This is a genomic window from Streptomyces platensis (genome assembly GCF_008704855.1).
GTDB lineage: Bacteria > Actinomycetota > Actinomycetes > Streptomycetales > Streptomycetaceae > Streptomyces > Streptomyces platensis.
The window spans coordinates 2,268,407-2,288,715 of sequence record NZ_CP023691.1 but is presented as its reverse complement, the minus strand read 5'-3'; the positions used below and the strand labels follow the sequence as shown (position 1 = coordinate 2,288,715).

General features: G+C 70.5%; 14 protein-coding genes, 1 tRNA gene and 1 pseudogene. 6 read left to right on the top strand and 10 right to left on the bottom strand.

What is annotated here, in order from left to right:
- Positions 1-117 precede the first annotated feature (117 nt).
- Positions 118-849: an SIMPL domain-containing protein gene (locus CP981_RS09920; RefSeq protein ID WP_085924827.1), complete on the top strand. Its 732-nt coding sequence runs from the start codon at positions 118-120 to the stop codon at positions 847-849.
- Between the two features lie 145 nt (positions 850-994).
- A complete protein-coding gene (gene pyk, locus CP981_RS09915; RefSeq protein ID WP_085924826.1) occupies positions 995-2,431 on the top strand; it encodes a pyruvate kinase in 1,437 nt (478 codons plus the stop codon).
- 52 nt (positions 2,432-2,483) lie between these two features.
- Here the strand turns inward: pyk and CP981_RS09910 are convergent, their stop codons facing one another.
- Positions 2,484-3,272, bottom strand: a complete 789-nt coding sequence (locus CP981_RS09910; RefSeq protein WP_085924825.1) for a hypothetical protein — start codon at positions 3,270-3,272, stop codon at positions 2,484-2,486.
- Positions 3,273-3,356: 84 nt separating this feature from the next.
- Positions 3,357-3,439: transfer RNA gene (locus CP981_RS09905), tRNA-Leu, on the bottom strand.
- A 77-nt stretch (positions 3,440-3,516) separates the two neighbouring features.
- Here CP981_RS09905 and CP981_RS09900 point away from each other — a divergent pair.
- Positions 3,517-4,182 (top strand): ANTAR domain-containing response regulator, encoded by a 666-nt coding sequence (locus tag CP981_RS09900; protein WP_085924824.1) that lies wholly within the window; start codon positions 3,517-3,519, stop codon positions 4,180-4,182.
- Positions 4,183-4,260: 78 nt separating this feature from the next.
- Here CP981_RS09900 and CP981_RS09895 read toward each other — a convergent pair whose 3' ends face one another.
- From CP981_RS09895 to CP981_RS09865, 7 genes are all read right to left on the bottom strand, one after another.
- Positions 4,261-4,977 carry an ABC transporter ATP-binding protein gene (locus tag CP981_RS09895; RefSeq protein ID WP_085924823.1) on the bottom strand — a complete coding sequence of 239 codons (717 nt, stop codon included), beginning with the start codon at positions 4,975-4,977 and terminating at the stop codon, positions 4,261-4,263.
- Entirely contained in the window at positions 4,974-5,858 is an 885-nt protein-coding gene (locus tag CP981_RS09890) for an ABC transporter ATP-binding protein (RefSeq protein WP_085924822.1), read from the bottom strand. Before CP981_RS09890 ends, CP981_RS09895 begins: the two co-directional genes overlap by 4 nt.
- A 5-nt stretch (positions 5,859-5,863) precedes the next feature.
- A complete protein-coding gene (locus tag CP981_RS09885; RefSeq protein ID WP_085924821.1) occupies positions 5,864-7,657 on the bottom strand; it encodes a branched-chain amino acid ABC transporter permease in 1,794 nt (597 codons plus the stop codon).
- A 5-nt stretch (positions 7,658-7,662) separates the two neighbouring features.
- A complete protein-coding gene (locus tag CP981_RS09880) occupies positions 7,663-8,592 on the bottom strand; it encodes a branched-chain amino acid ABC transporter permease (RefSeq protein WP_085924820.1) in 930 nt (309 codons plus the stop codon).
- Between the two features lie 118 nt (positions 8,593-8,710).
- Positions 8,711-9,931: a branched-chain amino acid ABC transporter substrate-binding protein gene (locus CP981_RS09875; protein ID WP_085924910.1), complete on the bottom strand. Its 1,221-nt coding sequence runs from the start codon at positions 9,929-9,931 to the stop codon at positions 8,711-8,713.
- Positions 9,932-10,414: 483 nt separating this feature from the next.
- A complete protein-coding gene (locus CP981_RS09870; RefSeq protein WP_085924819.1) occupies positions 10,415-10,888 on the bottom strand; it encodes a PaaI family thioesterase in 474 nt (157 codons plus the stop codon).
- Positions 10,889-11,004: 116 nt separating this feature from the next.
- Positions 11,005-13,305, bottom strand: a complete 2,301-nt coding sequence (locus tag CP981_RS09865; protein ID WP_085924818.1) for an FdhF/YdeP family oxidoreductase — start codon at positions 13,303-13,305, stop codon at positions 11,005-11,007.
- A gap of 266 nt (positions 13,306-13,571) precedes the next feature.
- Between CP981_RS09865 and polA the strand changes: the two genes are divergently transcribed.
- The gene (polA, locus tag CP981_RS09860) at positions 13,572-16,310 is read left to right on the top strand and encodes a DNA polymerase I (RefSeq protein ID WP_085924817.1); all 2,739 of its coding nucleotides are present in this window, start codon (positions 13,572-13,574) and stop codon (positions 16,308-16,310) included.
- Between the two features lie 184 nt (positions 16,311-16,494).
- Positions 16,495-17,061 (top strand): annotated as a pseudogene (locus tag CP981_RS39515) (rhomboid-like protein); the annotation flags it as partial.
- Positions 17,062-17,260: 199 nt separating this feature from the next.
- Here CP981_RS39515 and CP981_RS09855 read toward each other — a convergent pair.
- Positions 17,261-18,244, bottom strand: coding sequence for a DUF4184 family protein (locus CP981_RS09855; RefSeq protein WP_085924816.1), 984 nt, complete (start codon positions 18,242-18,244; stop codon positions 17,261-17,263).
- A 151-nt stretch (positions 18,245-18,395) separates the two neighbouring features.
- On the opposite strand from CP981_RS09855, the gene CP981_RS09850 reads away from it, so the two are divergent.
- Positions 18,396-20,216: a lytic transglycosylase domain-containing protein gene (locus CP981_RS09850; RefSeq protein ID WP_208852919.1), complete on the top strand. Its 1,821-nt coding sequence runs from the start codon at positions 18,396-18,398 to the stop codon at positions 20,214-20,216.
- The last annotated feature ends 93 nt before the right edge of the window (positions 20,217-20,309 follow it).

The window sequence follows — 20,309 nt, the reverse complement described above, 5'->3', positions numbered from 1 at the left end:
TCTGGCGCAGCCGCCCCGCCCGGAACACCCCTCACACTCGGCGGCCTGACTACCCGCCAGCGGCCACCCCGATATGCGACCCTTCACCACCCACACCCCCGCACCCGGGAGCAACCCATGACCGACGCCGACGACACCCCCACCGTTCCCACCACCGGCACCACCCCCACCACCCTTCCCTACGGCACCCCCGACACCCCGCGCCTCGCCGTACGCGGCGAAGCCCGCCTCGAAGTCGACCCCGAAATCGCCCGCCTCGCCGTCACCGTCAGCGCCCGCGGCACCGACCGCACCGCCGCCCTCGCCGACCTCACCCGCCGCAACGAAGCCGCCCTCACCCTCATCAAGAGCTACGGCGACGCCATCGAAAAGCTCGAGACCGGCACCTTCAGCCTCACCCCCCAGCTCACCGAAAAAGGCCGCCACGAACGCATCCGCGCCTACCACGGACGCGTCACCCACACCGCCACCCTCAACGACTTCACCCTCCTCGGTGAACTCACCACCCGCCTCGCCGACCTCGACCTCACCCGCGTCGACGGCCCCTGGTGGGCCCTGCGCCCCGACTCACCCGCCCACCGCGCCGCCCGCACCCAAGCCGTCCACGAAGCCGTCCAGCGCGCCCGCGAATACGCCGAAGCCCTCAGCGCCCGCCTCGACGCCCTGCTCGAAATCGCCGACCTCGGCGCCGAGAACTCCGCCCCCACGGCCGCCCCCGCCATGCGCTCCTTCGCCGGCTACGGCGGCGCCACCCAGGAATCCGCCCCCGCCCTCGATCTCGAACCCCAGCGCCAGGCCGTCTACGCCCATGTCAACGCGCGCTTTACGATGACCCGTCCCGTACTGTGAGACCGCCCGCCGCGAGAGCTATATTCCGCTCATCGGAGCGCCTTCGCGCGCATTTCATTAGTTGTCAACAGCCTTTCATCAAGCGCTCGTTGGGCAGTCACTTTCTTACAGTTCCCTACCGCTCGGTAAGTCATAGAGTCGAAACATGCGCCGAGCAAAGATCGTCTGCACTCTGGGACCCGCCACCGACTCGTACGAGCAGATCAAAGCCCTCGTCGACGCCGGAATGAACATCGCCCGCTTCAACCTCAGCCACGGCACCTACGCCGACCACGAGGCACGATTCGACCGGGTCCGCAAAGCATCCGAAGAAACCCGCCGCAGCGTCGGCATCCTCGCCGATCTTCAAGGCCCGAAGATCCGCCTCGGCCGATTCCGCGAAGGCCCCGTACTTCTCGAACGCGACGACGAGTTCACCATCACCGTCGAACCGGCCGTCGAAGGCGACCGCCAGATCTGCGGCACCACCTACGACGGCCTCGCCGCCGACGTCACCACCGGCGAACGCATCCTCGTCGACGACGGCAAGGTCACCCTCGAAGTCACCGGCGTCGACGGACCCCGCGTCCGCACCAAGGTCATCGAGGGCGGCATGGTCTCCGACCACAAGGGCCTCAACCTCCCCGGCGTCGCCGTCTCCGTCCCCGCCCTCTCCGAAAAGGACCGGGACGACCTCCGCTGGGCCCTGCGCTACGGCGCCGACATCATCGCCCTCTCCTTCGTCCGCAGCGGCCGCGACATCGAGGACGTCCACCGCATCATGCGCGAGGAGAACCGCTTCCTGCCCGTCATCGCCAAGGTCGAAAAGCCGCAGGCCGTCGACAACATCGACGACATCGTCGCCGCCTTCGACGGCATCATGGTCGCCCGCGGCGACCTCGGCGTCGAAATGCCCCTCGAAACCGTCCCGATCGTCCAGAAGCGCGCCGTCAAACTCGCCAAGCGCAATGCCAAACCGGTCATCGTCGCCACCCAGATGCTCGACTCGATGATCGACAACTCCCGCCCCACCCGCGCCGAGGCCTCCGACGTCGCCAACGCCGTCATCGACGGCACCGACGCCGTGATGCTCTCCGGCGAGACCAGCGTCGGGAAGTACCCCACCGAGACCGTCAAAACCATGAGCCGCATCGTCGAGGCCGCCGAGGAAGACCTCCTCGCCAAGGGCCTCCCGCCGCTCACCGAGGCCAACAAGCCCCGCACCCAGGGCGGCGCCGTCGCCCGCGCCGCCGCCGACATGGGCGACTTCCTCGGCGCCAAATTCCTCGTCGCCTTCACCCAGTCCGGCGACACCGTCCGCCGCCTCTCCCGCTACCGCTCGCCCATCCCGCTGCTGGCCTTCACCCCCGACCCGGCCACCCGCTCCCAGCTCAACGTCAGCTGGGGCGTGGAGACCTTCCTCGGCCCGACCGTCAACTCCACCGACGAGATGGTCGCCCAGGTCGACGAGCAGCTCCTGCGGCTCGGCCGCTGCCAGAAGGGCGACGTCGTCATCATCACCGCCGGCTCCCCGCCCGGCGTCCCCGGCTCCACCAACCTCGTCCGCGTCCACCACATTGGCGAGGACGACTCCCCGAAGTAGCCCCACCCGCACCGCGCTCCCGCTGGGCCGAGGTACCTGACTGCCGTCCCTGTCAGTACTTCGGCCCGATGTGTTGATCCATGAGGGCGACGGAGGATTTCCGGGCGACGGAGATGTTGAACGGGTCGCTGCCGCGGGCGAGGACGGTCCACTCGACGCCGACTTTGGTGAGGGTGTCCGAGAAGAGCCTGCGGATGTCGTCGGACTTGTTGGTGAAGAGGTACCGCGGGTACTCGTAGCGCTTGCGCTCGCCGCCCACCGTCCGCGTCGTCCAGTTGGTGATCCGGCAGCCGTCAGAGTGGATGAGGCCGCGGAGGAACTCCCAGGGGTGTGCGTCCACGATCCGCTGCTGCCAGGGTTCCAGGACGATCGGCCGCTCGTGCTTCTTGCCGGGGCCGTGCTGCGGGAACATGCACCATAAGTGCTTCGAGTAGAGCTTCACGTTGTGGCAGCCGGTCCTGCGCACCCGGCACACGGAGTTGTCCGGGAACACCGCGCGCATCGCGGTTTCGCAGGCATCCATCAGGCCGGGCCAGCCGTCGCCGCACGTGATCATGAGGCTCGGTGCGCGATGTGCCGAGTACTGGATGATGTGGCCGTCGCCGAGGTAGAGGGCGAGGAGGTAGGCGTAGGCAGCCGCGTCGAGTTCGCGCCCGTCGCACCGTGGGCATTTCGGGTTGTGGGCGCCCGGACACTCTCCGCGCTCGGCGCGGTCCATATGTCGCCAGTAGCCGATGGTGCCGAGAGGGACGCCCAGCGCGCGGGCCACCTCCGCGTTCCGTGCCCCCGCGCGGAGCTGGGCGATTGCCTTGTGTCGCACGTCTGTGCCGTGGAAGTTCATGACATCACTGTGCGTGACGAAGCGCGAGAAAGGAACGAAAGTGCGTGCGAACCACGCGAAGGTGCAATTCCACTTATTCAAAGGTGCCCGGTGTGGGATTCGAACCCACATGCCCAAGGGCACGGCTGTTTGAGAGCCGCGTGTCTGACCAGTTCCACCAACCGGGCCGGTTGCGAGAGACACCCTACCGTGTGCATCACTTCGGTCGCCTCTAGGTAGGCTGCAATGGCACCACCTGCCTGGAATGAGGAGTCCCGTGAGCGCCGCCGAGCCCGAGCAGCCCGTCGCCGATGACGATCAGTCGCATGTCCCGCCGCTGACCACGCGCGTCGTGATCGCCGAGGACGAGGCCCTCATCCGTCTCGATCTCAAAGAGATGCTGGAGGAGGAGGGCTACACCGTCGTCGGCGAGGCCGGGGACGGGCAGACCGCCGTGGAGCTGGCCCGGGAGCACCGTCCCGACCTGGTGATCCTGGACGTGAAGATGCCGGTGCTGGACGGTATCTCGGCGGCCGAGAAGATCGCCGAGGAGAGCATCGCGCCGGTGCTGATGCTGACCGCGTTCTCGCAGCGTGAGCTGGTGGAGCGGGCGCGGGACGCGGGGGCGATGGCGTATCTGGTGAAGCCGTTCTCGAAGAGCGATGTGGTGCCGGCGATCGAGATGGCGGTGAGCCGGTTCACCGAGCTGCGGACGCTGGAGAAGGAGGTCGCGGACCTCACCCAGCGGCTGGAGACCCGGAAGCTGGTGGACCGGGCCAAGAGCATTCTGCAGACGCAGTACGGGCTGACGGAGCCGGCCGCGTTCCGGTGGATCCAGAAGACGTCGATGGACCGGCGGCTGTCGATGCAGCAGGTCGCCGAGGCGGTCATCGAGGACGCCGAGGAGAAGAAGCAGCAGAAGGATCAGTAGGCGCTGCCGAGCGTGTGAGCGGCCCCGTACCGGTGTTGACCGGTGCGGGGCCGCTCGTGTTTGTGGCGCGGGGGCGGGTCAGTCCTCGCCGAGGTAGGCCTTGCGGACGGATTCGTCGTGGAGGAGGGATTCGCCGCTGCCGGAGTGGACGATGCGGCCGATTTCCATGACGTGTCCCTGGTCGGCGAGGGAGAGCGCGGCCTGGGCGTTCTGTTCGACGAGGAGGATGGTGGTGCCCTGGGAGCGGAGTTCGCGGATGGTCTCCATGATCTTCTGCATCATGATCGGGGAGAGGCCCATGGAGGGCTCGTCGAGCATGAGGAGTTTGGGGCGGGACATCAGGGCGCGGCCCATGGCGAGCATTTGCTGTTCGCCGCCGGAGAGGGTGCCGGAGGCTTGTTTGCTGCGTTCGCCGAGGATGGGGAAGAGCTCGTAGACGCGCTGGATGTCTTTCTCGATGCCGTCGGCGTCTTTGCGGAGGAAGGCGCCGAGCTTGAGGTTTTCGGAGATGGTGAGGCGGGGGAAGAGGCGGCGGCCTTCGGGGGAGTGGGCGAGGCCGCGTTCGACGATTTTGTGGGCGGGGACGCCGTTGAGCGGTTCGCCATCGAAGGTGATCTTGCCGGCCAGGGGCTTGAGGAGGCCGGAGAGGGTGCGCAGGGTGGTGGTCTTTCCGGCGCCGTTGGTGCCGATGAGGGTGACGGCCTGGCCTTCTTCGACGGAGAACGAGATGCCTTTGACGGCTTCGATCTTGCCGTAGGCGACGCGGAGGTCCTCGACCTCGAGCAGTGCGGTCATGGGGTGTCTCCGGTCTGTCCCTGGGCCGGCCGGTCTGCGGGGGCCGTCCCGTCTGCGGTGTCGGTGGGCCGGTCCGGTGGTGTGACGTCCTCGACGGGGGGGCCCAGGTAGGCGGCGATGACGCGTTCGTCGGCCTGGACGACGTCCGAGGTGCCTTCGACGAGTTTCTGGCCCTGGACGAGGACGGCGACGCGGTCGCACATGTTGAAGATGAAGCGCATGTCGTGCTCGATGACGAGGACGGCGATGCCCTGTGCGCGGATGGCGAGGACGAGGTCCTGGGTGGCGCGGGTTTCCTGGGGGTTCATGCCGGCGGTCGGTTCGTCCAGCAGCAGCAGTCCGGGTTCGCTGGCGAGGGCGCGGGCGATTTCGAGCTTGCGTTGTTCGCCGTAGGGGAGGTTGCGGGCGAGGTGGTCGCGTTTGTGGGCGAGGCCGGTGAACTCCAGGAGTTCCATGGCGCGTTCCTCGCTGGTGCGTTCGGCCTTTTTGAAGCCGGGGCTGCGGAGGAGCGCGGACCAGAGTCCTTCTTTGGTGCGGGTGTGCCGTCCGACGAGGACGTTTTCCAGGACCGTCATGTTGGCGAAGAGGCGGATGTTCTGGAAGGTGCGGGCGACACCGGCCTGGGTGACGAGGTGGGGTTTGCGGGAGAGGCGGGTGCCCCGGTAGCTGACGGTGCCTTCGGTGGGCACGTAGAGGCCGGTGAGGCAGTTGAAGAAGGTGGTTTTTCCGGCACCGTTGGGGCCGATGAGGCCGACGATTTCGCCGGCGCCGACGGTGAGGTCGACGCCGCGTACGGCGGTGAGTCCGCCGAAGCGCATGGTGACGCCGTCGGCCTTGAGGACGGTGTCAGTGGCGGGTGCGAGGCTGGGTGCTGTGGTCATGGTCGTCACGCCTTTGCCTTGGTGGCGCCGAGGGTGGCGTCTGCGTCCGGGAGGCGCTGGTCGGGCACGTCGAGTTGGCCGGTCTCGTGGAATTCCAGCTGCTTCCTGCGGTCGGGGATGAGGCCCTCGGGGCGGTAGCGCATCAGGAGGACGAGGGCGATGCCGAAGAGCAGGAGTTGGTAGTCCTGGATGAAGTCGAGCTTGGCCGGGATGAGGAAGAGCAGGGCGGCGCCGACGAGGGGTCCGCTGAGGGTTCCCATCCCGCCGAGGATGACGGCGGCGAGCAGGAAGGCGGAGTTGGGCGGCTGCGGCCCGGCGAACTGGAACTGTTCGGGGGTGGCCGTGGTGACGACGTGGGCGTGCACGGTGCCGGCGAGTCCGGCGAGCGCGGCGCCGAGCGCGAACGCCAGCAGGCGCAGCCGGAAGCTGTTGATGCCCATGGCGATGGCGGCGGTCTCGTCCTCACGGATGGCGATCCAGGCGCGGCCGATGCGGGAGGCCGCGGCGCGCCGGAAGACGAGGACGACGAAGGCCGTCACGAGGATCATCAGCAGGTAGTAGTTGCCGTAGGTGGCGATGGGGATGCCGAGGATGGTGTGGGGCTCGCCGAAGTTGAAGCCGAAGATTTCCAGGTTGGGGATGTTGGGGATGCCCATGGCGCCGTTGGTGACGTCGGGGCCGGTGGTGCCGTTGAGGTTGAGCATGGCGATGCGGAAGATCTCACCGAAGCCGAGCGTGACGATGGCGAGATAGTCGCCGCGCAGGCGCAGGGTGGGGGCGCCGATGAGGACGCCGAAGATGAGGGAGGCCGCGGCGCCGGTCAGCAGGGCCGCCCAGAAGGGGAAGCGGAGCCCGAGGGCGGATTCGGGGGAGCCGGAGACGAGGGCGGCCGCGTAGGCGCCGACGCCGAGGAAGGCGACGTACCCGAGGTCGAGCAGGCCGGCGAGGCCGACGACGACGTTGAGGCCCAGGGCGACGGTCGCGAAGATCAGGATGTTGGCCCCGATGATCGTGTACTGGTCGGTGTCCTGGGTGAGGGGGAAGCAGGCGGCGGCGACGAAGGCCGCGCCGAGGGCCACGCCGCGGTGGGTGTGGGTGAGTGCGGTGAGCCGCGCGATGAGTCCGGCCCGGTTGAGGGCGGGGATGGCCAGCACCATGAAGATCAGGTAGCCGACGAAGGGGGCGCCGTCGTCGGTGTCGATCCCGTAGGTGAAGACCAGGAGCCCGGCGGCGAACGCGGCCGCGATGATCAGGATCTCGGCCCAGGAGGGGAGTTCGAGGGTGCGCCGCCGTAGGGGGGAGGCGGCCAGGCTCGCGGTGAAGCGCTGCCACGGGTTGGCGGGCGGTGTGTCGGGGACCTGATCGGGAGGCAGCGCGAGGGCGCCGGCGACGGTGATCAGGGAGGCGATCCCGGCGACGGCGCCGCCGGGTTCGAGGTTGACCAGGCCGTGCAGCTCGACGGCGATGGAGAGCAGGGTGAACCAGGTGGCGGCGAAGGTCGCGAGGGCCGCGAGGAGCGTGGGCGCGTGGCGTCCTGCCGGGGTGAGCCATTGCAGGCCGCGGACGCCGAGCGCGGAGCAGGCGAGGAGCAGGGTGAGGAGGCCGCCGACGAGGGTGACGATCTGGAGGCCGGCGGGGGAGAGGTAGTAGGTGAGGTCGCCGGGGAAGTCGCTGCTCCAGGTCCAGGCGAGGGCGGTGCTGGCGGTGGTGGCCAGAGCGCCTGCGGCGGTGACGAGGCGCGCGGTGCGCTCGGGGAGCGGTATCAGGCCGCGGGCCGGGGTGGTGGTGTGGGTGGTCATCGGTATCACGCCCGATCCGCGACGCGTTCGCCCAGGAGGCCTTGTGGTCTCAGGAGGAGTACGAGGATGAGGAGAACGAAGGCCCAGACGTCCTTCCAGGCTCCGCCGCCGAATTGCTCCATGCCGGGTATTTCCTCGATGTAGGCGGTGGCGAGGGCTTCGGCGACGCCGAGGACGACACCGCCGAGCATGGCGCCGTAGATGTTGCCGATGCCGCCGAGCACGGCCGCGGTGAAGGCCTTGAGGCCCATGATGAAGCCCATGCGGAACTGGACCTCGCCGGTGCGCAGTCCGTAGGCGACGGCGGCGACACCGGCGAAGGCGGCGCCGATGGCGAAGGCCAGGACGATGATGCGGTCGGTGTTGATGCCCATGAGCTTGGCAGTGTCGGGGTCCTGCGCGGTGGCCTGCATGGCGCGGCCGCTGCGGGTCTTGGCGACGAAGAAGCCGAGGGCGATCATGCAGGCGGGGGCGGCGATGAGGACGAAGAGGTCGCCGCGCTGGACGGTGGCGCCGAGGATGTCGAAGGCGTGGCCCTTGAACTGGGGGAAGACGCGGGCCTGTTTGCCGTCGGGGTACCACTTCCAGATGGCTTGCTGGAGGGCGATGGACAGGCCGATGGCGGTGATGAGGGGGGCCAGGCGTGGGGCGCCGCGCAGCGGGCGATAGGCGAATCGCTCCGCTGCGATGCCGACGAGGACGGATACGGCGATACCGCCGAGGAGCATGATCGGCAGGGCGAGGACGAGTGAGGTGCCGGCGGGCAGTGCGAGGAAGACGCTGAGCGCTCCGAAGCCGCCGACCATGAAGATCTCGCCATGGGCGAAGTTGATGAGCTGGACGATTCCGTAGACCATCGTGTAGCCGATCGCGATGAGACCGTACATCGCGCCGAGGATGAGTCCGTTGGCCAGCTGTTGCGGCAGTTCGCTCACCGCAGGGCCTCCGTTGCGTGGGAGTGAGGAGAAGCCGGGGGGTTCCGGTGTGCCACGGGCCGCGCCAGGGTCGTGGTGCGTCCTGGCGCGGCCCGGTGGTGTGGTGTGGTGCGGTCGGTCAGCTCTTGTCGAACTTCTTGAATTCGGCGCTGAAGCGGGAGGCCCACTTCCCCTTGTCCACCTGGTAGGCGGTGATCATGGTGTTGGTGGTGTCGCCGTATTTGTCGAAGGCGATGGGGCCGGTGACACCGTCGAAGGTGACCTTGTTCATCGCGTCGACGACCTTCTTGCGGGCGTCGTCGGGGAGCTTGCCGTCGCTGTCCTCGACGACCTTCTTCACGGCCTGGATGATGGCCCAGGTCGAGTCGTAGGTGGAGCCGCCGTAGGCCTCGTAGGACTCCTTGAAGCCGGCTGCCTTGTAGGCGGCGATGAACTTCTTGGCGGAGGGCAGCTCTTCGACGGGCTTGCCGACGGAGGAGGCGTAGTCGCCCTGCGCCTTCTTGTTGAGCTTGATGTAGTCGCCGCTGTACATGCCGTCGCCGCCCATGAGGGGAACGGTGACGCCGCCGTCCTTGAGCTGCTGGCTGAGCGGGCCGGAGGCGGGGTATTCGCCGCCGTAGAAGACCAGGTCGGGCTTGGCGGACTTGACCTTGGAGACGACGGCCTTGAAGTCACGGTCGTCGGGGCTGACGTGTTCGGTGCCGGCGATCTTTCCGCCGAGCTTGCTGAACTGGTCCTTGAAGGAGGAGGCCAGGCCGACGCCGTAGGTCTTCTGGTCGTCGATCACATAGGCCTTCTTGACCTTCATCTTCTCCCACGCGTACTGGCCGTCGAAGGCGCCCTGCACCTCGTCGGTGGTGGCGGTGCGGAAGTAGGTGGGGAAGGGGCGGACGCGCTTGTTCTGCTTCCAGTCCTTGCCCTGGGTCAGGTCGGGCGTGGTGTTCGCCGGCGAGATCAGGGTGAGGTTGTTCTGCTTGGAGACCTGCTGCATGGACTGGGCGACGCCGGAGTTGAGCGGGCCGACCACGCCGAGCACGTCCTTGTCGCCGGCGAGCTTGGTGGCGTTCTGCTGGCCGACGTTGGGGAGGGCCTTGTCGTCGAGGGCTTCGAGCTTGAAGGTGACGCCCTTGACCTCGCCGGCCTTGTTGGCGGTGTCGATGGCGAGCTGGGCGGAGTTGCGGATGCCCAGGCCCAGGGCGGAGAGCTCGCCGGTGGTGGGGGCGTCGAGGCCGATGACGACGGTGGTCTTGGAGCCGTCGCCGCTCTTGTTGTCGCCGCGGGAGCCGCACGCGGAGAGCGTGAGGGCGCCGGCGGTGACTGCGGTGGTGAGGAGAAGCAAGGAACGGTGACGCACGATCAGTCCTTTCCCTGGCGCGGCCACGGCTGTCGCATGGCCGTTCCGCGGCCGGGCGGGCTGGGGCGCGAGGGTGCGTGCTCCGTCAGCGGGCCCGGCGGCGCGGTGACTGGCGGTGACTCTAAGCCGGTGTTCGCCGCATCGGCAGAGGCGCCGACCAGGATGTGACGCTCTTGTTATGACCTTCGATGAGCGTTATGCCGTTATGGTCCTTACACCGCAGGGCGAACGCGGTGCGGAGGGTGAACTCGCACTTCCACGGGGGGATGGGGCGCGTGGTGACGGAACGGCGTCCGGATAGCGGATGCGCCGGTCAGGGTGGTGCCGATGCCCGTGGGGGGTACGGGAGTTGCGCCGGGCGACGCACGGCGCATGGGTTACTCAGAGTTACGGATACGCGGACGGCCCCGCTCCCGGGACCGGGGGCGGGGCCGTGACGGCGGCGGGCGGAGTGCCGGCCGGGGTGGATCAGGCGCGGTAGGCGTCGGTGTCCACCTCGCGCAGCATGCAGGTCAGCCGGGCGGTGCAGACCCGCTTGTCCTGTTCGTCGGTGATCACGATCTCGTAGGTGGCGGTGGAGCGGCCGCGGTGTACCGGGGTGGCGACGCCGGTGACCAGTCCGGAGCGCACGCCGCGGTGGTGGGTGCAGTTCAGGTCGACGCCGACGGCGAGCTTGGTGGGGCCGCCGTGCAGCATGGCGCCTACGGAGCCGAGGGTCTCGGCGAGGACGGCCGAGGCGCCGCCGTGCAGCAGTCCATAGGGCTGGGTGTTGCCCTCGACAGGCATGGTGCCGACGATGCGCTCGGGCGCGGCCTCGGTGACCTGCACGCTCATCCGCTCGCCGAGGTGGCCCGCGGAGAAGAAGGAGGGCAGGTCGAGGCCGAGGCCGGCCCACTGGTCCAGGATCTCCTGCGGAAATGTGGTGGTGCTGCGCTCACCCATGCCTACGGCTCCGTTCGCTCGCCCGTGATCGTCGTCGATCCGTGCTGTTCCTATCAGGCCCCTGAGCAAGCGCTCAGCGCGGGGTCGTTGTTCCCGCCCGGCCGCCCCGTGGGCGGTCAGTCCTCCCGGGGGCTCTCCAGGCGGATCACGATCGACTTGGCGGCGGGGGTGTTGCTGGTGTCGGCGGTGTGGTCGAGCGGGATCAGGACATTGGTCTCGGGGTAGTAGGCGGCCGCGCAGCCGCGGGCCGTCGGGTAGTGCACGACGCGGAAGCCGGGCGCGCGCCGCTCGCTGCCGTCCGTCCATTCGCTGACCAGGTCGGTGTACGCGCCGTCGGCCAGGCCCCGTTCGCGGGCGTCGTCGGGGTGGACGAGCACCACCCGGCGGCCGTTCTTGATGCCGCGGTAGCGGTCGTCGAGGCCGTAGACGGTGGTGTTGTACTGGTCGTGGGAGCGCAGCGTCTGGAGCAGCAGCCGCCCTTCGGGGGCGGTGGGGTATTCGACGGGCGCGGCGGTGAAGTTGGCCTTCCCGGTGGCGGTGGGGAAGCTGCGCTTGTCCCTGGGGGCGTGCGGGAGGGCGAAGCCTCCGGGGCGGGCGACCCTGGTGTTGAAGTCCTCGAAGCCCGGGATGACATGGGCGATACGGTCGCGGATCGTCGCGTAGTCCCGCGCGAACTCCTCCCAGGGGGTGCGGCTTCCGGCGCCCAGGACACGGCGCGCCAGCCGGGCGACGATGGCCGTCTCGGACAGCAGCTGGGGGCCGGCGGGCGCCAGGCGGCCGCGGGAGGCGTGCACCATGCCCATGGAGTCCTCGACCGTCACGAACTGTTCGGCGGGCGCGCCGTCCGGGCCGGTCTGCACATCGCGTTCCGTACGGCCCAGCGTCGGCAGGATCAGTGCGCGGGCGCCGGTGATCACATGCGAGCGGTTGAGCTTGGTGGAGACATGGACGGTCAGCCGGGCGCGGCGCATGGCGGCCTCGGTGACGTCGGTGTCGGGGGTGGCGGAGACGAAGTTGCCGCCCATCGCGAAGAACACCTTGGCCTGCCCGTCGCGCAGCGCGCGGATGGCGCGGACGACATCGAGGCCGTGCTCCCGGGGCGGAGCGAAGCCGAACTCCTTCTCCAGGGCGTCGAGGAAGGCGGGCGCGGGCCGCTCGAAGATGCCCATGGTGCGGTCGCCCTGGACGTTGCTGTGGCCGCGTACGGGGCAGACGCCGGCGCCGGGGCGGCCGATGTTGCCGCGCAGCAGGAGGAAGTTGACGACTTCCTGGATGGTGGGGACGGAGTGCTTGTGCTGGGTCAGGCCCATGGCCCAGCACACGATGGTGCGCTTCGACGCGAGGACCATGGCGAGCGTGCGGTCGATCTCCGCGCGGGTCAGGCCGGTGGCGCGCAGCGTCTCGTCCCAGTCGTCATCGGCGCGGGCCGTGCGCGCGAACTCCTCGAAGCCGTGGGTGTGTTCACGGATGAAGTCCTCGTCGAGGGCTCCCTCGGTGTCGAGCACGAGGCGGTTGAGGGCGCGGAAGAGTGCCTGGTCGCCGCCGAGGCGTACCTGGAGGAAGAGGTCGGTCAGCGCGGTGCCGCCGCCGGCCAGACCGCGCGGGGTCTGCGGGTTCTTGAAGCGCTCCAGTCCGGCCTCGGGCAGCGGGTTGATCGAGATGATCTTTGTGCCGCCGGCCTTGGCCTGCTCCAGGGCGGTGAGCATCCGCGGGTGGTTGGTGCCCGGGTTCTGGCCGGCGACGATGATCAGGTCGGCCTTGTAGAGGTCCTCCAGGAGGACGCTGCCCTTGCCGATGCCGATGGTCTCCGTCAGGGCGGAGCCCGACGACTCATGGCACATGTTGGAGCAGTCGGGGAGGTTGTTGGTGCCGAATTCGCGGGCGAAGAGCTGGTAGAGGAAGGCGGCCTCGTTGCTGGTGCGCCCGGAGGTGTAGAAGACGGCCTCGTCGGGGGAGTCGAGGGCGGTCAGCTCCTCGCCGACGATGTCGAAGGCCCGCTCCCAGCTCACCGGCTCGTAGTGGTCGGCGCCCTCGGCGAGGTACATGGGGTGGGTGAGGCGGCCCTGCTGGCCGAGCCAGTAGCCGCTGCGGTCCGCGAGGTCGGCAACGGAGTGCGCGGCGAAGAAGTCCGGGGTGACGCGGCGCAGGGTGGCCTCTTCGGCGACGGCCTTGGCGCCGTTCTCGCAGAATTCGGCGGTGTGCGGCTTGTCGGGCTCGGGCCAGGCACAGCCGGGGCAGTCGAACCCGTCCGGCTGGTTGACCCGCAGCAGGGTGAGGGCGGTGCGGCGCACGCCCATCTGCTGCTGGGAGATGCGCAGCGCGTGAGCGATCGCCGGCAGCCCGACGGCGGCGTGCTGGGGTGCGCTGACCTGGGGCGCGTCCTGGACGGGGTCCGACGCGGGCGGCTTGCCTGCCATGGCGCTCTCCCTTGAGCCGTGAGCTGCTCCGCCGGCACCGGCGGATCGTTGCGGTACGCATCAGATCCTGTCACGGACGTGCGGGGCGGTGTAGAGGTGCTCGCCGCAGGTGCGGGCGGGGGCGGTTCCCGGGGGTGCGGCACGGCCCGAGCGGTGTGCGGGCGGGTGCCGGTGCGGTGTGCGGCGACGGGGGCGGAGCGGTGTACGGCGAGGGGCCGGGGCCGCCGCGGCGGGGATTGTCAGTGGGGCGTGGCAGGATCGGGGGCGTGGCAGCAAAGGCAGCGAAGAAGAGCGAAGCGACCGGGACCGAAGCGGCGGCGGGCGGCCGTCCCCGCCTGCTCCTGATGGACGGGCATTCCATGGCATACCGGGCGTTCTTCGCCCTGCCCGTGGAGAATTTCACGACCGTCACGGGACAACCGACCAATGCGATCTACGGCTTCGCGTCGATGCTCGCGAACACCCTGCGCGACGAGGCGCCCACGCATTTCGCGGTGGCGTTCGACGTCTCCCGCAAGACCTGGCGGTCCGAGGAATTCGCGGACTACAAGGCGAACCGCTCCAAGACGCCCGACGAGTTCAAGGGCCAGGTCGAGCTGATCGGCGAGATGCTCGACGCGATGCGGGTCAAGCGCTTCGCGATCGAGGGCTTCGAGGCCGACGACGTCATCGCCACCCTCACCGAGCAGGCCACCGCCCAGGGCTTCCACGTCTCGATCGTCACCGGCGACCGCGACTCCTTCCAGCTGGTCTCCGACGACGTCACGGTCCTCTACCCCACCAAGGGCGTCTCGGAGCTGACCCGCTTCACCCCGGAGAAGGTCTTCGAGAAGTACGGCCTGACCCCCGCCCAGTACCCGGACTTCGCGGCGCTGCGCGGCGACCCGTCCGACAACCTCCCCGGCATCCCGGGCGTCGGCGAGAAGACCGCCACGAAGTGGATCAACCAGTTCGGCTCGTTCGCCGAGCTGGTGGAGCGCGTCGACGAGGTCAAGGGCAAGGCGGGCGCCAACCTCCGCGAGCACCTGGAGGCGGTGAAGCTCAACCGCCGGCTCACGGAGATGGTGCGCGATGTCGAGCTGCCGTGCGGCCCGGCGGAGCTGACCCGCGAGGCGTACGACCGTGACGCCCTCGCGGTCCTCTTCAACGCCCTGGAGATCCGCAACCAGGGCCTGCGCGACCGGCTGCACGCCGTCGACCCGGGCGCCGCCGAGGCCGCCGACGAGGCCGCCCCGGCCCCCGGCGTCGAGGTGGACGGCACCGTCATCGGCGCGGGTGAACTCGCTCCGTGGCTGGCCGAACACGGCACGGGACCGCTCGGCGTGGCCACGGTCGACGTCTGGACCCTCGGCAGCGGCAGCGTCGCAGAGATCGCGCTGGCCGCCGCCGACGGCCCGGCCGCCTGGTTCGACCCGTCGCAGCTCGACGAGGCCGACGAGCGGGCCTTCGCCGCCTGGAGCGCGGACGCCGCCCGCCCCAAGGTGATGCACAACGCCAAGGGCCTGATGCGGGTCTTCGGCGAGCACGGCTGGACCATCGACGGCGTCGGCATGGACACCGCGCTGGCCGCCTATCTGGTCAAGCCGGGCCGCCGCTCCTTCGCCCTGGACGCACTGTCCGTCGAATACCTGGGGCGTGATCTCGCCCCGGCGGCGGCCGGTGACGGCCAGCTGGCGTTCGGCGCGGACGAGGAGGCCGAGGCGGACGCCCTGATGGGGCAGGCCCGTACGGTCCTCGATCTGGGGACGGCGTTCGAGGCGAAGCTGGCGGAGGCCGGCGCGGCCGGGCTGCTGCGCGATGTGGAGCTGCCGACCAGCGTGCTGCTGGCCCGGATGGAGCGGGCCGGTATCGCCGCGGACCGGGGCTGGCTGGAGCGGATGGAGCAGCAGTTCGCCGGCGCGGTGCAGCAGGCCGTCAAGGAGGCGCACGCCGCCGCGGGCCATGAGTTCAACCTGGGCTCGCCCAAGCAGCTCCAGGAGGTCCTCTTCGGCGAGCTGGGCCTGCCCAAGACCAAGAAGACCAAGACGGGTTACACCACCGACGCCGATGCGCTCGCGTGGCTGGCCGCGCAGACCGACAACGAGCTCCCGGTGATCATGCTCCGGCACCGTGAGCAGGCCAAGCTGCGCACGACCGTCGAGGGCCTGATCAAGACCATCGCCGCCGACGGCCGGATCCACACCACCTTCAACCAGACCGTGGCGGCCACCGGCCGGCTGTCCTCCACGGACCCCAATCTCCAGAACATCCCGGTGCGCACGGACGAGGGCCGGGCGATCCGCCGCGGCTTCGTCGTCGGCGAGGGCTTCGATTCGCTGCTGACCGCCGACTACAGCCAGATCGAGCTGCGGGTGATGGCCCATCTCTCCGAGGACGAGGGCCTGATCGAGGCGTTCACCTCCGGTGAGGACCTGCACACCACCGTCGCCTCGCATGTCTTCTCGGTCGACAAGACCAAGGTCGACCCGGAGATGCGCCGCAAGATCAAGGCGATGTCCTACGGCCTGGCGTACGGGCTGTCGGCCTTCGGCCTCTCTCAGCAGCTGGGCATCCAGCCCGATGAGGCCCGCAAGCTGATGGACAACTTCTTCGAGCGCTTCGGCGGGGTGCGCGACTACCTCCAGCGCGTCGTGGAGGAGGCCCGCGCCACCGGCTACACGGAGACGATGCTCGGCCGCCGCCGCTATCTCCCCGACCTCAACAGCGACAACCGCCAGCGCCGCGAGACGGCCGAGCGGATGGCGCTCAACGCCCCGATCCAGGGCACCGCCGCCGATATCGTCAAGATCGCGATGCTGCGGGTCGACGCGGCGCTGCGGACCGCGGAGCTGGAGTCCCGGCTGCTGCTCCAGGTCCATGACGAAATCGTGGTCGAGGTGGCCCCCGGCGAACGCCGGCAGGTCGAGGAACTGGTCCGCCGCGAAATGGCCGCCGCGGCCGAACTGAGCGCCCCGCTGGACGTCTCGGTCGGCTTCGGCAAGGACTGGGAGTCGGCAGCCCACTGAGCCGGGACACGGGTGGTGGCGCGAATGCCCCGCGCCACCACCCGCCCGCATCACCCAACCCGGCCCGCACCGCAGCGAGTTGCGACCGGTCCGGGCCCGCCCGCCGGTGGCGTGAAACCGGTCGTCGCCCGGCGCGTCATGGAGCGTGTTCCGCCCGGAAGCGCTGTGCTTTGATCACCGCGTGATGCGTCGTGCGGCCCGCGCCCTGGGCACCTATGTCTCCCGTAGCCCGGTCACCGTCGGCTATCTCGCCCTGCTGTTGGCGACGCATGTCTGGTGCACCGCGGTGCTGTCCACCGCGGAGTCCCAGCGGGTGCTGCTCGGCGTCAGTACCCATCTGGACAATCTTCAGGACCGTCCGCTCCGGGTGCTGGCGGGCAGCCTGCTGTTCTTCGACGGCACCCTGACCGAGATCGCCTCGGAGGCATTCGCCGGCACGCTGATCACGCTCGGCCTCGGCGTCGCCGTGAGCCTGGCATGGCTGGAACGGCGGTACGGACCGGGGCGCGCCTACGGCATCTTCCTCCTGGGGCATCTCGCGGCGACGCTGCTCACCGTGCCGGTGATCCAGGTGGCCCTCGCCCACGGCTGGTACCCGGACAGCGTCCGGCACGCCCCCGACTTCGGCATCAGCTACGGGGCCGAGACGGTGCTCGCGGCGGGGGCGCTGCTGCTGCCCCGGGCACGTTGGCTCGCGGCGGCCGGAGTCGTCGCCTGGCCGGTGCTCGGCGGCGACTGGAGCGGGGTGCTGCCCGACTTCACCACCGTCGGACATCTGCTCGCGGCCGCCATCGGCTTCGTCTGCGGCGCCTTCCTGCTCCGGGCCGCCCGGCGCGCCGCCCCGGCCCCGGCCCCGGTGCCCGGAGCCCGGCCCGGCGCTCGTCGAGTAGCCCGACGGGGCGCGGCGGCGCGGGTGCGGGCGCGGGTGCGAGCGGGGTCCTCGGGCCCCGTCACTCCGTGGCGGACGGCGAGTTCGGCGACGTGGCCGCGGCCCCGGACGGGGTCACGGGCGGCGCATCCGCGGCGCCCGGCGCCACCGCCCGGGGCACGGTCCGCTCCGCGGGCCTCGGCGGGCGGCCCGTGCCGCCGGCCGCCCGGTTGCGGAGACTGCGGCGGTGCAGCAGTCGTACGGCCACCGCGTAGAGCGGCAGCCCGAGGACGAGGCCGGCCCCGGCACCGAAGAGCGCGGTCGGGAGGTAGTCGAGCGCGCTCACCTCGGGCCCGAACACGGCGCGCGCCCGCAGGACACGGTGCACGGTGCCGGCCGCCACACACAGCGCGAGCAGGGCGGTCAGCAGCAGCCGCAGCCGTACGGTCAGCACCGGTACCGCGACCGGCACGGCCGCCCCGGCCGCCGTGCCGCCGCCGTCCCGCCGCCGCAGGATCGGCCACACGAACGCGCCCATCGCGGCCAGTGCGAGCGCCGAGGTGCCGTACTGGACATACGTAGAGAGCGGCAGGCCGCCCACGACCCGGTCCAGGCCGGGCACCAGCCGGGTGCCCCAGCGGCCGGGGTGGGTGAAGGCGTCCCAGACCACATGGGTCACCGCCCCGAGGACCGCCGAGACCACGAACCAGCCCACCAGGGCGGCGAGTTCACGGGGCCCCTGGGGCCGCCAGGACCGGCCGCGGACGAAGGTGTGGACCGTGCTGCGCCACGCCCGCGGCACCAGCGCCATCAACGGCTCGCGCACCAGCAGCCAGCCGCCCACGAGCGCCGCGGTGACCAGCACATCCACGGTCAGCACCCCGGGCAGTGAGTGGGTGAAATCGCCGAAAGCCATGCCGCCGGGAACCAGGGAGTCCGCGTAGTACGTCATATCGGGTGCGAACGACCCCGCCACGAGTGCCGAGGCGACCAGCGGACCGCGGGCCGCGCCGTTCCGCCGGATGGCCGGGAGCACGGCGGCGGCATGGCTGAGCGTGAACGGCATGTGCCACTCCTTGATCGATTCAGATCATTATGTGGGTGAAGCGGGTGGTAGATGCCAGGCCCGAGTTGTCGTAGTCTCGCCTGAGTTGGCGCGCTGGGGAGCGCGATACCGCGTCAGGAGCGCGGTCAGGCAATGCGGAGGGGAACCACGTATGGCAGCCACATTCCGACGGCGGCTCCAAAGGGGAGCGGCCTCGACGGCCGTGGCAGCCCTGGTGCTGGCCGCGCTGACCGCCTCTCAGGCGCCGGGAGCCACCGGCGCCGCGGCCGCGAAACGGCGGCCGGCCCCGCCGCCCGCCGATGTCCCGATCGACGGCGGTTCCGCGTACTACACCGACCTGCCGCCCCTCAAGAGCCCGGTGCCGCCGCACGGTTCGCCGCACACCGGCAAGGGCCCCGCCACCGGCCGGGGGCCCGCCGAGGCCGGCCTCCCCGCCACCGTCCTGGCCGCGTACAAGAAGGCCGCGACCACGATCGACGCCTCCGACCCGGGCTGCCGGCTGCCCTGGCAGCTGCTCGCCGGGATCGGCAAGGTCGAGTCCGGCCAGGCGCGCGGCGGCGCGGTCGACGCCGAGGGCACCACCCTCCGTCCGATACTCGGCCCGCAGCTCAACGGCCACGGCTTCGCCCGGATCACCGACACCGACGCCGGCCGCTATGACGGCGACCTCACCCACGACCGCGCCGTGGGCCCGATGCAGTTCATCCCGTCCACCTGGTCCAACGGCGGCCCCGACGGCACCGGTTGGGGCGCTGACGGCAACGGCGACGGCAAGAAGGACCCCCACAACGTCTTCGATGCGGCGCTCGCCGCGGGCCGCTATCTCTGCGCCGGCGACCGCGATCTGACGGCTCAGGCCGACCTGGACCGGGCGATCCTCGGCTACAACCACTCCGACGCGTATCTGCGCACGGTGCTGTCCTGGTACGCGTTCTACCGCAACGGCACCCACGAGGTACCGGACGGCAAGGGCGTGCTGCCGGTCCACCGCGACGCCGGCCGGTCCGGCGACAACAACGGCGGCCGGTCCGAAGGCAAGCGGCACCACGGCCGCGGCTCCGGCGCCGAGTCGGACAAGAGCCCGCGCCCCGGCAGCTCCGACAAGCCGTCCAAGCCCGGCAAGCCCGGCAAGCCCGGCAAGGGACAGCAGCACCACCCCGGCAAACCGGGGCGCCCGGACGGCACCCGCCCCACCCCGGGCGGCACGCAGCCCCCCACCCAGAAGCCCACCCCCAGCCCCGAGCCCGCGCACCCCACCACCCTCGTACGGGTCGGCGACAAGGATCTGACGGCCACCGCGGGCGCCGAGTTCGCCACCCCGCCCCAGGTCCGCGCCCAGGATGCCCAGGGCAAGGCCGTCGCCGGTGTCCCCGTCCGCTTCACCCTCCCCCCGGCCACCGACGCCCGCTTCCCCGGCGACGCGACCGCCGTCACCGTCACCACGGACAAGGACGGCCTGGCGACCGCCCCCACTCTGCGTGCGGGCGACCGGACCGGGGACTTCCGCATCCGGGTCAGCACCGTGCGGCACACCGCGCCCGCCGTCGAGGTCGGCGCCACCGTCAAGGCCAAGCCCGCCCCGAAGGCCGACAAGCTCGCCCGTACCTCGGACAAGGAGCTGACGGCGACCGCCGGAAAGGCCTTCGCGGAGGACGCGGTCGAGATCAAGGCGACCTACCGGGGCGAGCTCGCGGCGGGAGTGGCGGTCACCGCCACCATGGTCACCAACGATCCGCAGCGGCCCGTGGAGAACGACAAGGGCCCCTACTTCAAGGACCCCGCGGCCACCGGCCACGACGGGGACAAGCCGGTCCGCACGCTCACCGGGCTCACCACGGACGCCAACGGCCTGCTGAAACTCCCGAAGATCTACACCGACGCGCACTCGGGAACGTTCCTGCTGAGGCTGACCACCGCCGACGGCGCCGTCCTCACCGTCAAGCTGAAGGTCGCCGCCCCGGCCGGCTCCTGACCACGCCGGCCGGCCCGTCCGCGCGGCCGGTTCCACACCCCGGGCCGCCGTCCGCGCCCGGTATGCCTCCGCCGTCCTGCCCGCCGTCCCGGG

Excerpts from the sequence above, each read along its gene's own strand:
- CP981_RS09850 (WP_208852919.1), top strand. The coding sequence starts at position 18,396 with ATGGCAGCCACATTCCGACGGCGGCTCCAAAGGGGAGCGGCCTCGACG.
- CP981_RS09910 (WP_085924825.1), bottom strand. The coding sequence starts at position 3,272 with ATGAACTTCCACGGCACAGACGTGCGACACAAGGCAATCGCCCAGCTC.
- CP981_RS09895 (WP_085924823.1), bottom strand. The coding sequence starts at position 4,977 with ATGACCGCACTGCTCGAGGTCGAGGACCTCCGCGTCGCCTACGGCAAG.
- pyk (WP_085924826.1), top strand. The coding sequence starts at position 995 with ATGCGCCGAGCAAAGATCGTCTGCACTCTGGGACCCGCCACCGACTCG.
- CP981_RS09890 (WP_085924822.1), bottom strand. The coding sequence starts at position 5,858 with ATGACCACAGCACCCAGCCTCGCACCCGCCACTGACACCGTCCTCAAG.
- CP981_RS09855 (WP_085924816.1), bottom strand. The coding sequence starts at position 18,244 with ATGCCGTTCACGCTCAGCCATGCCGCCGCCGTGCTCCCGGCCATCCGG.
- CP981_RS09920 (WP_085924827.1), top strand. The coding sequence starts at position 118 with ATGACCGACGCCGACGACACCCCCACCGTTCCCACCACCGGCACCACC.
- CP981_RS09865 (WP_085924818.1), bottom strand. The coding sequence starts at position 13,305 with ATGGCAGGCAAGCCGCCCGCGTCGGACCCCGTCCAGGACGCGCCCCAG.
- CP981_RS09870 (WP_085924819.1), bottom strand. The coding sequence starts at position 10,888 with ATGGGTGAGCGCAGCACCACCACATTTCCGCAGGAGATCCTGGACCAG.
- CP981_RS09885 (WP_085924821.1), bottom strand. The coding sequence starts at position 7,657 with ATGACCACCCACACCACCACCCCGGCCCGCGGCCTGATACCGCTCCCC.
- CP981_RS09900 (WP_085924824.1), top strand. The coding sequence starts at position 3,517 with ATGAGGAGTCCCGTGAGCGCCGCCGAGCCCGAGCAGCCCGTCGCCGAT.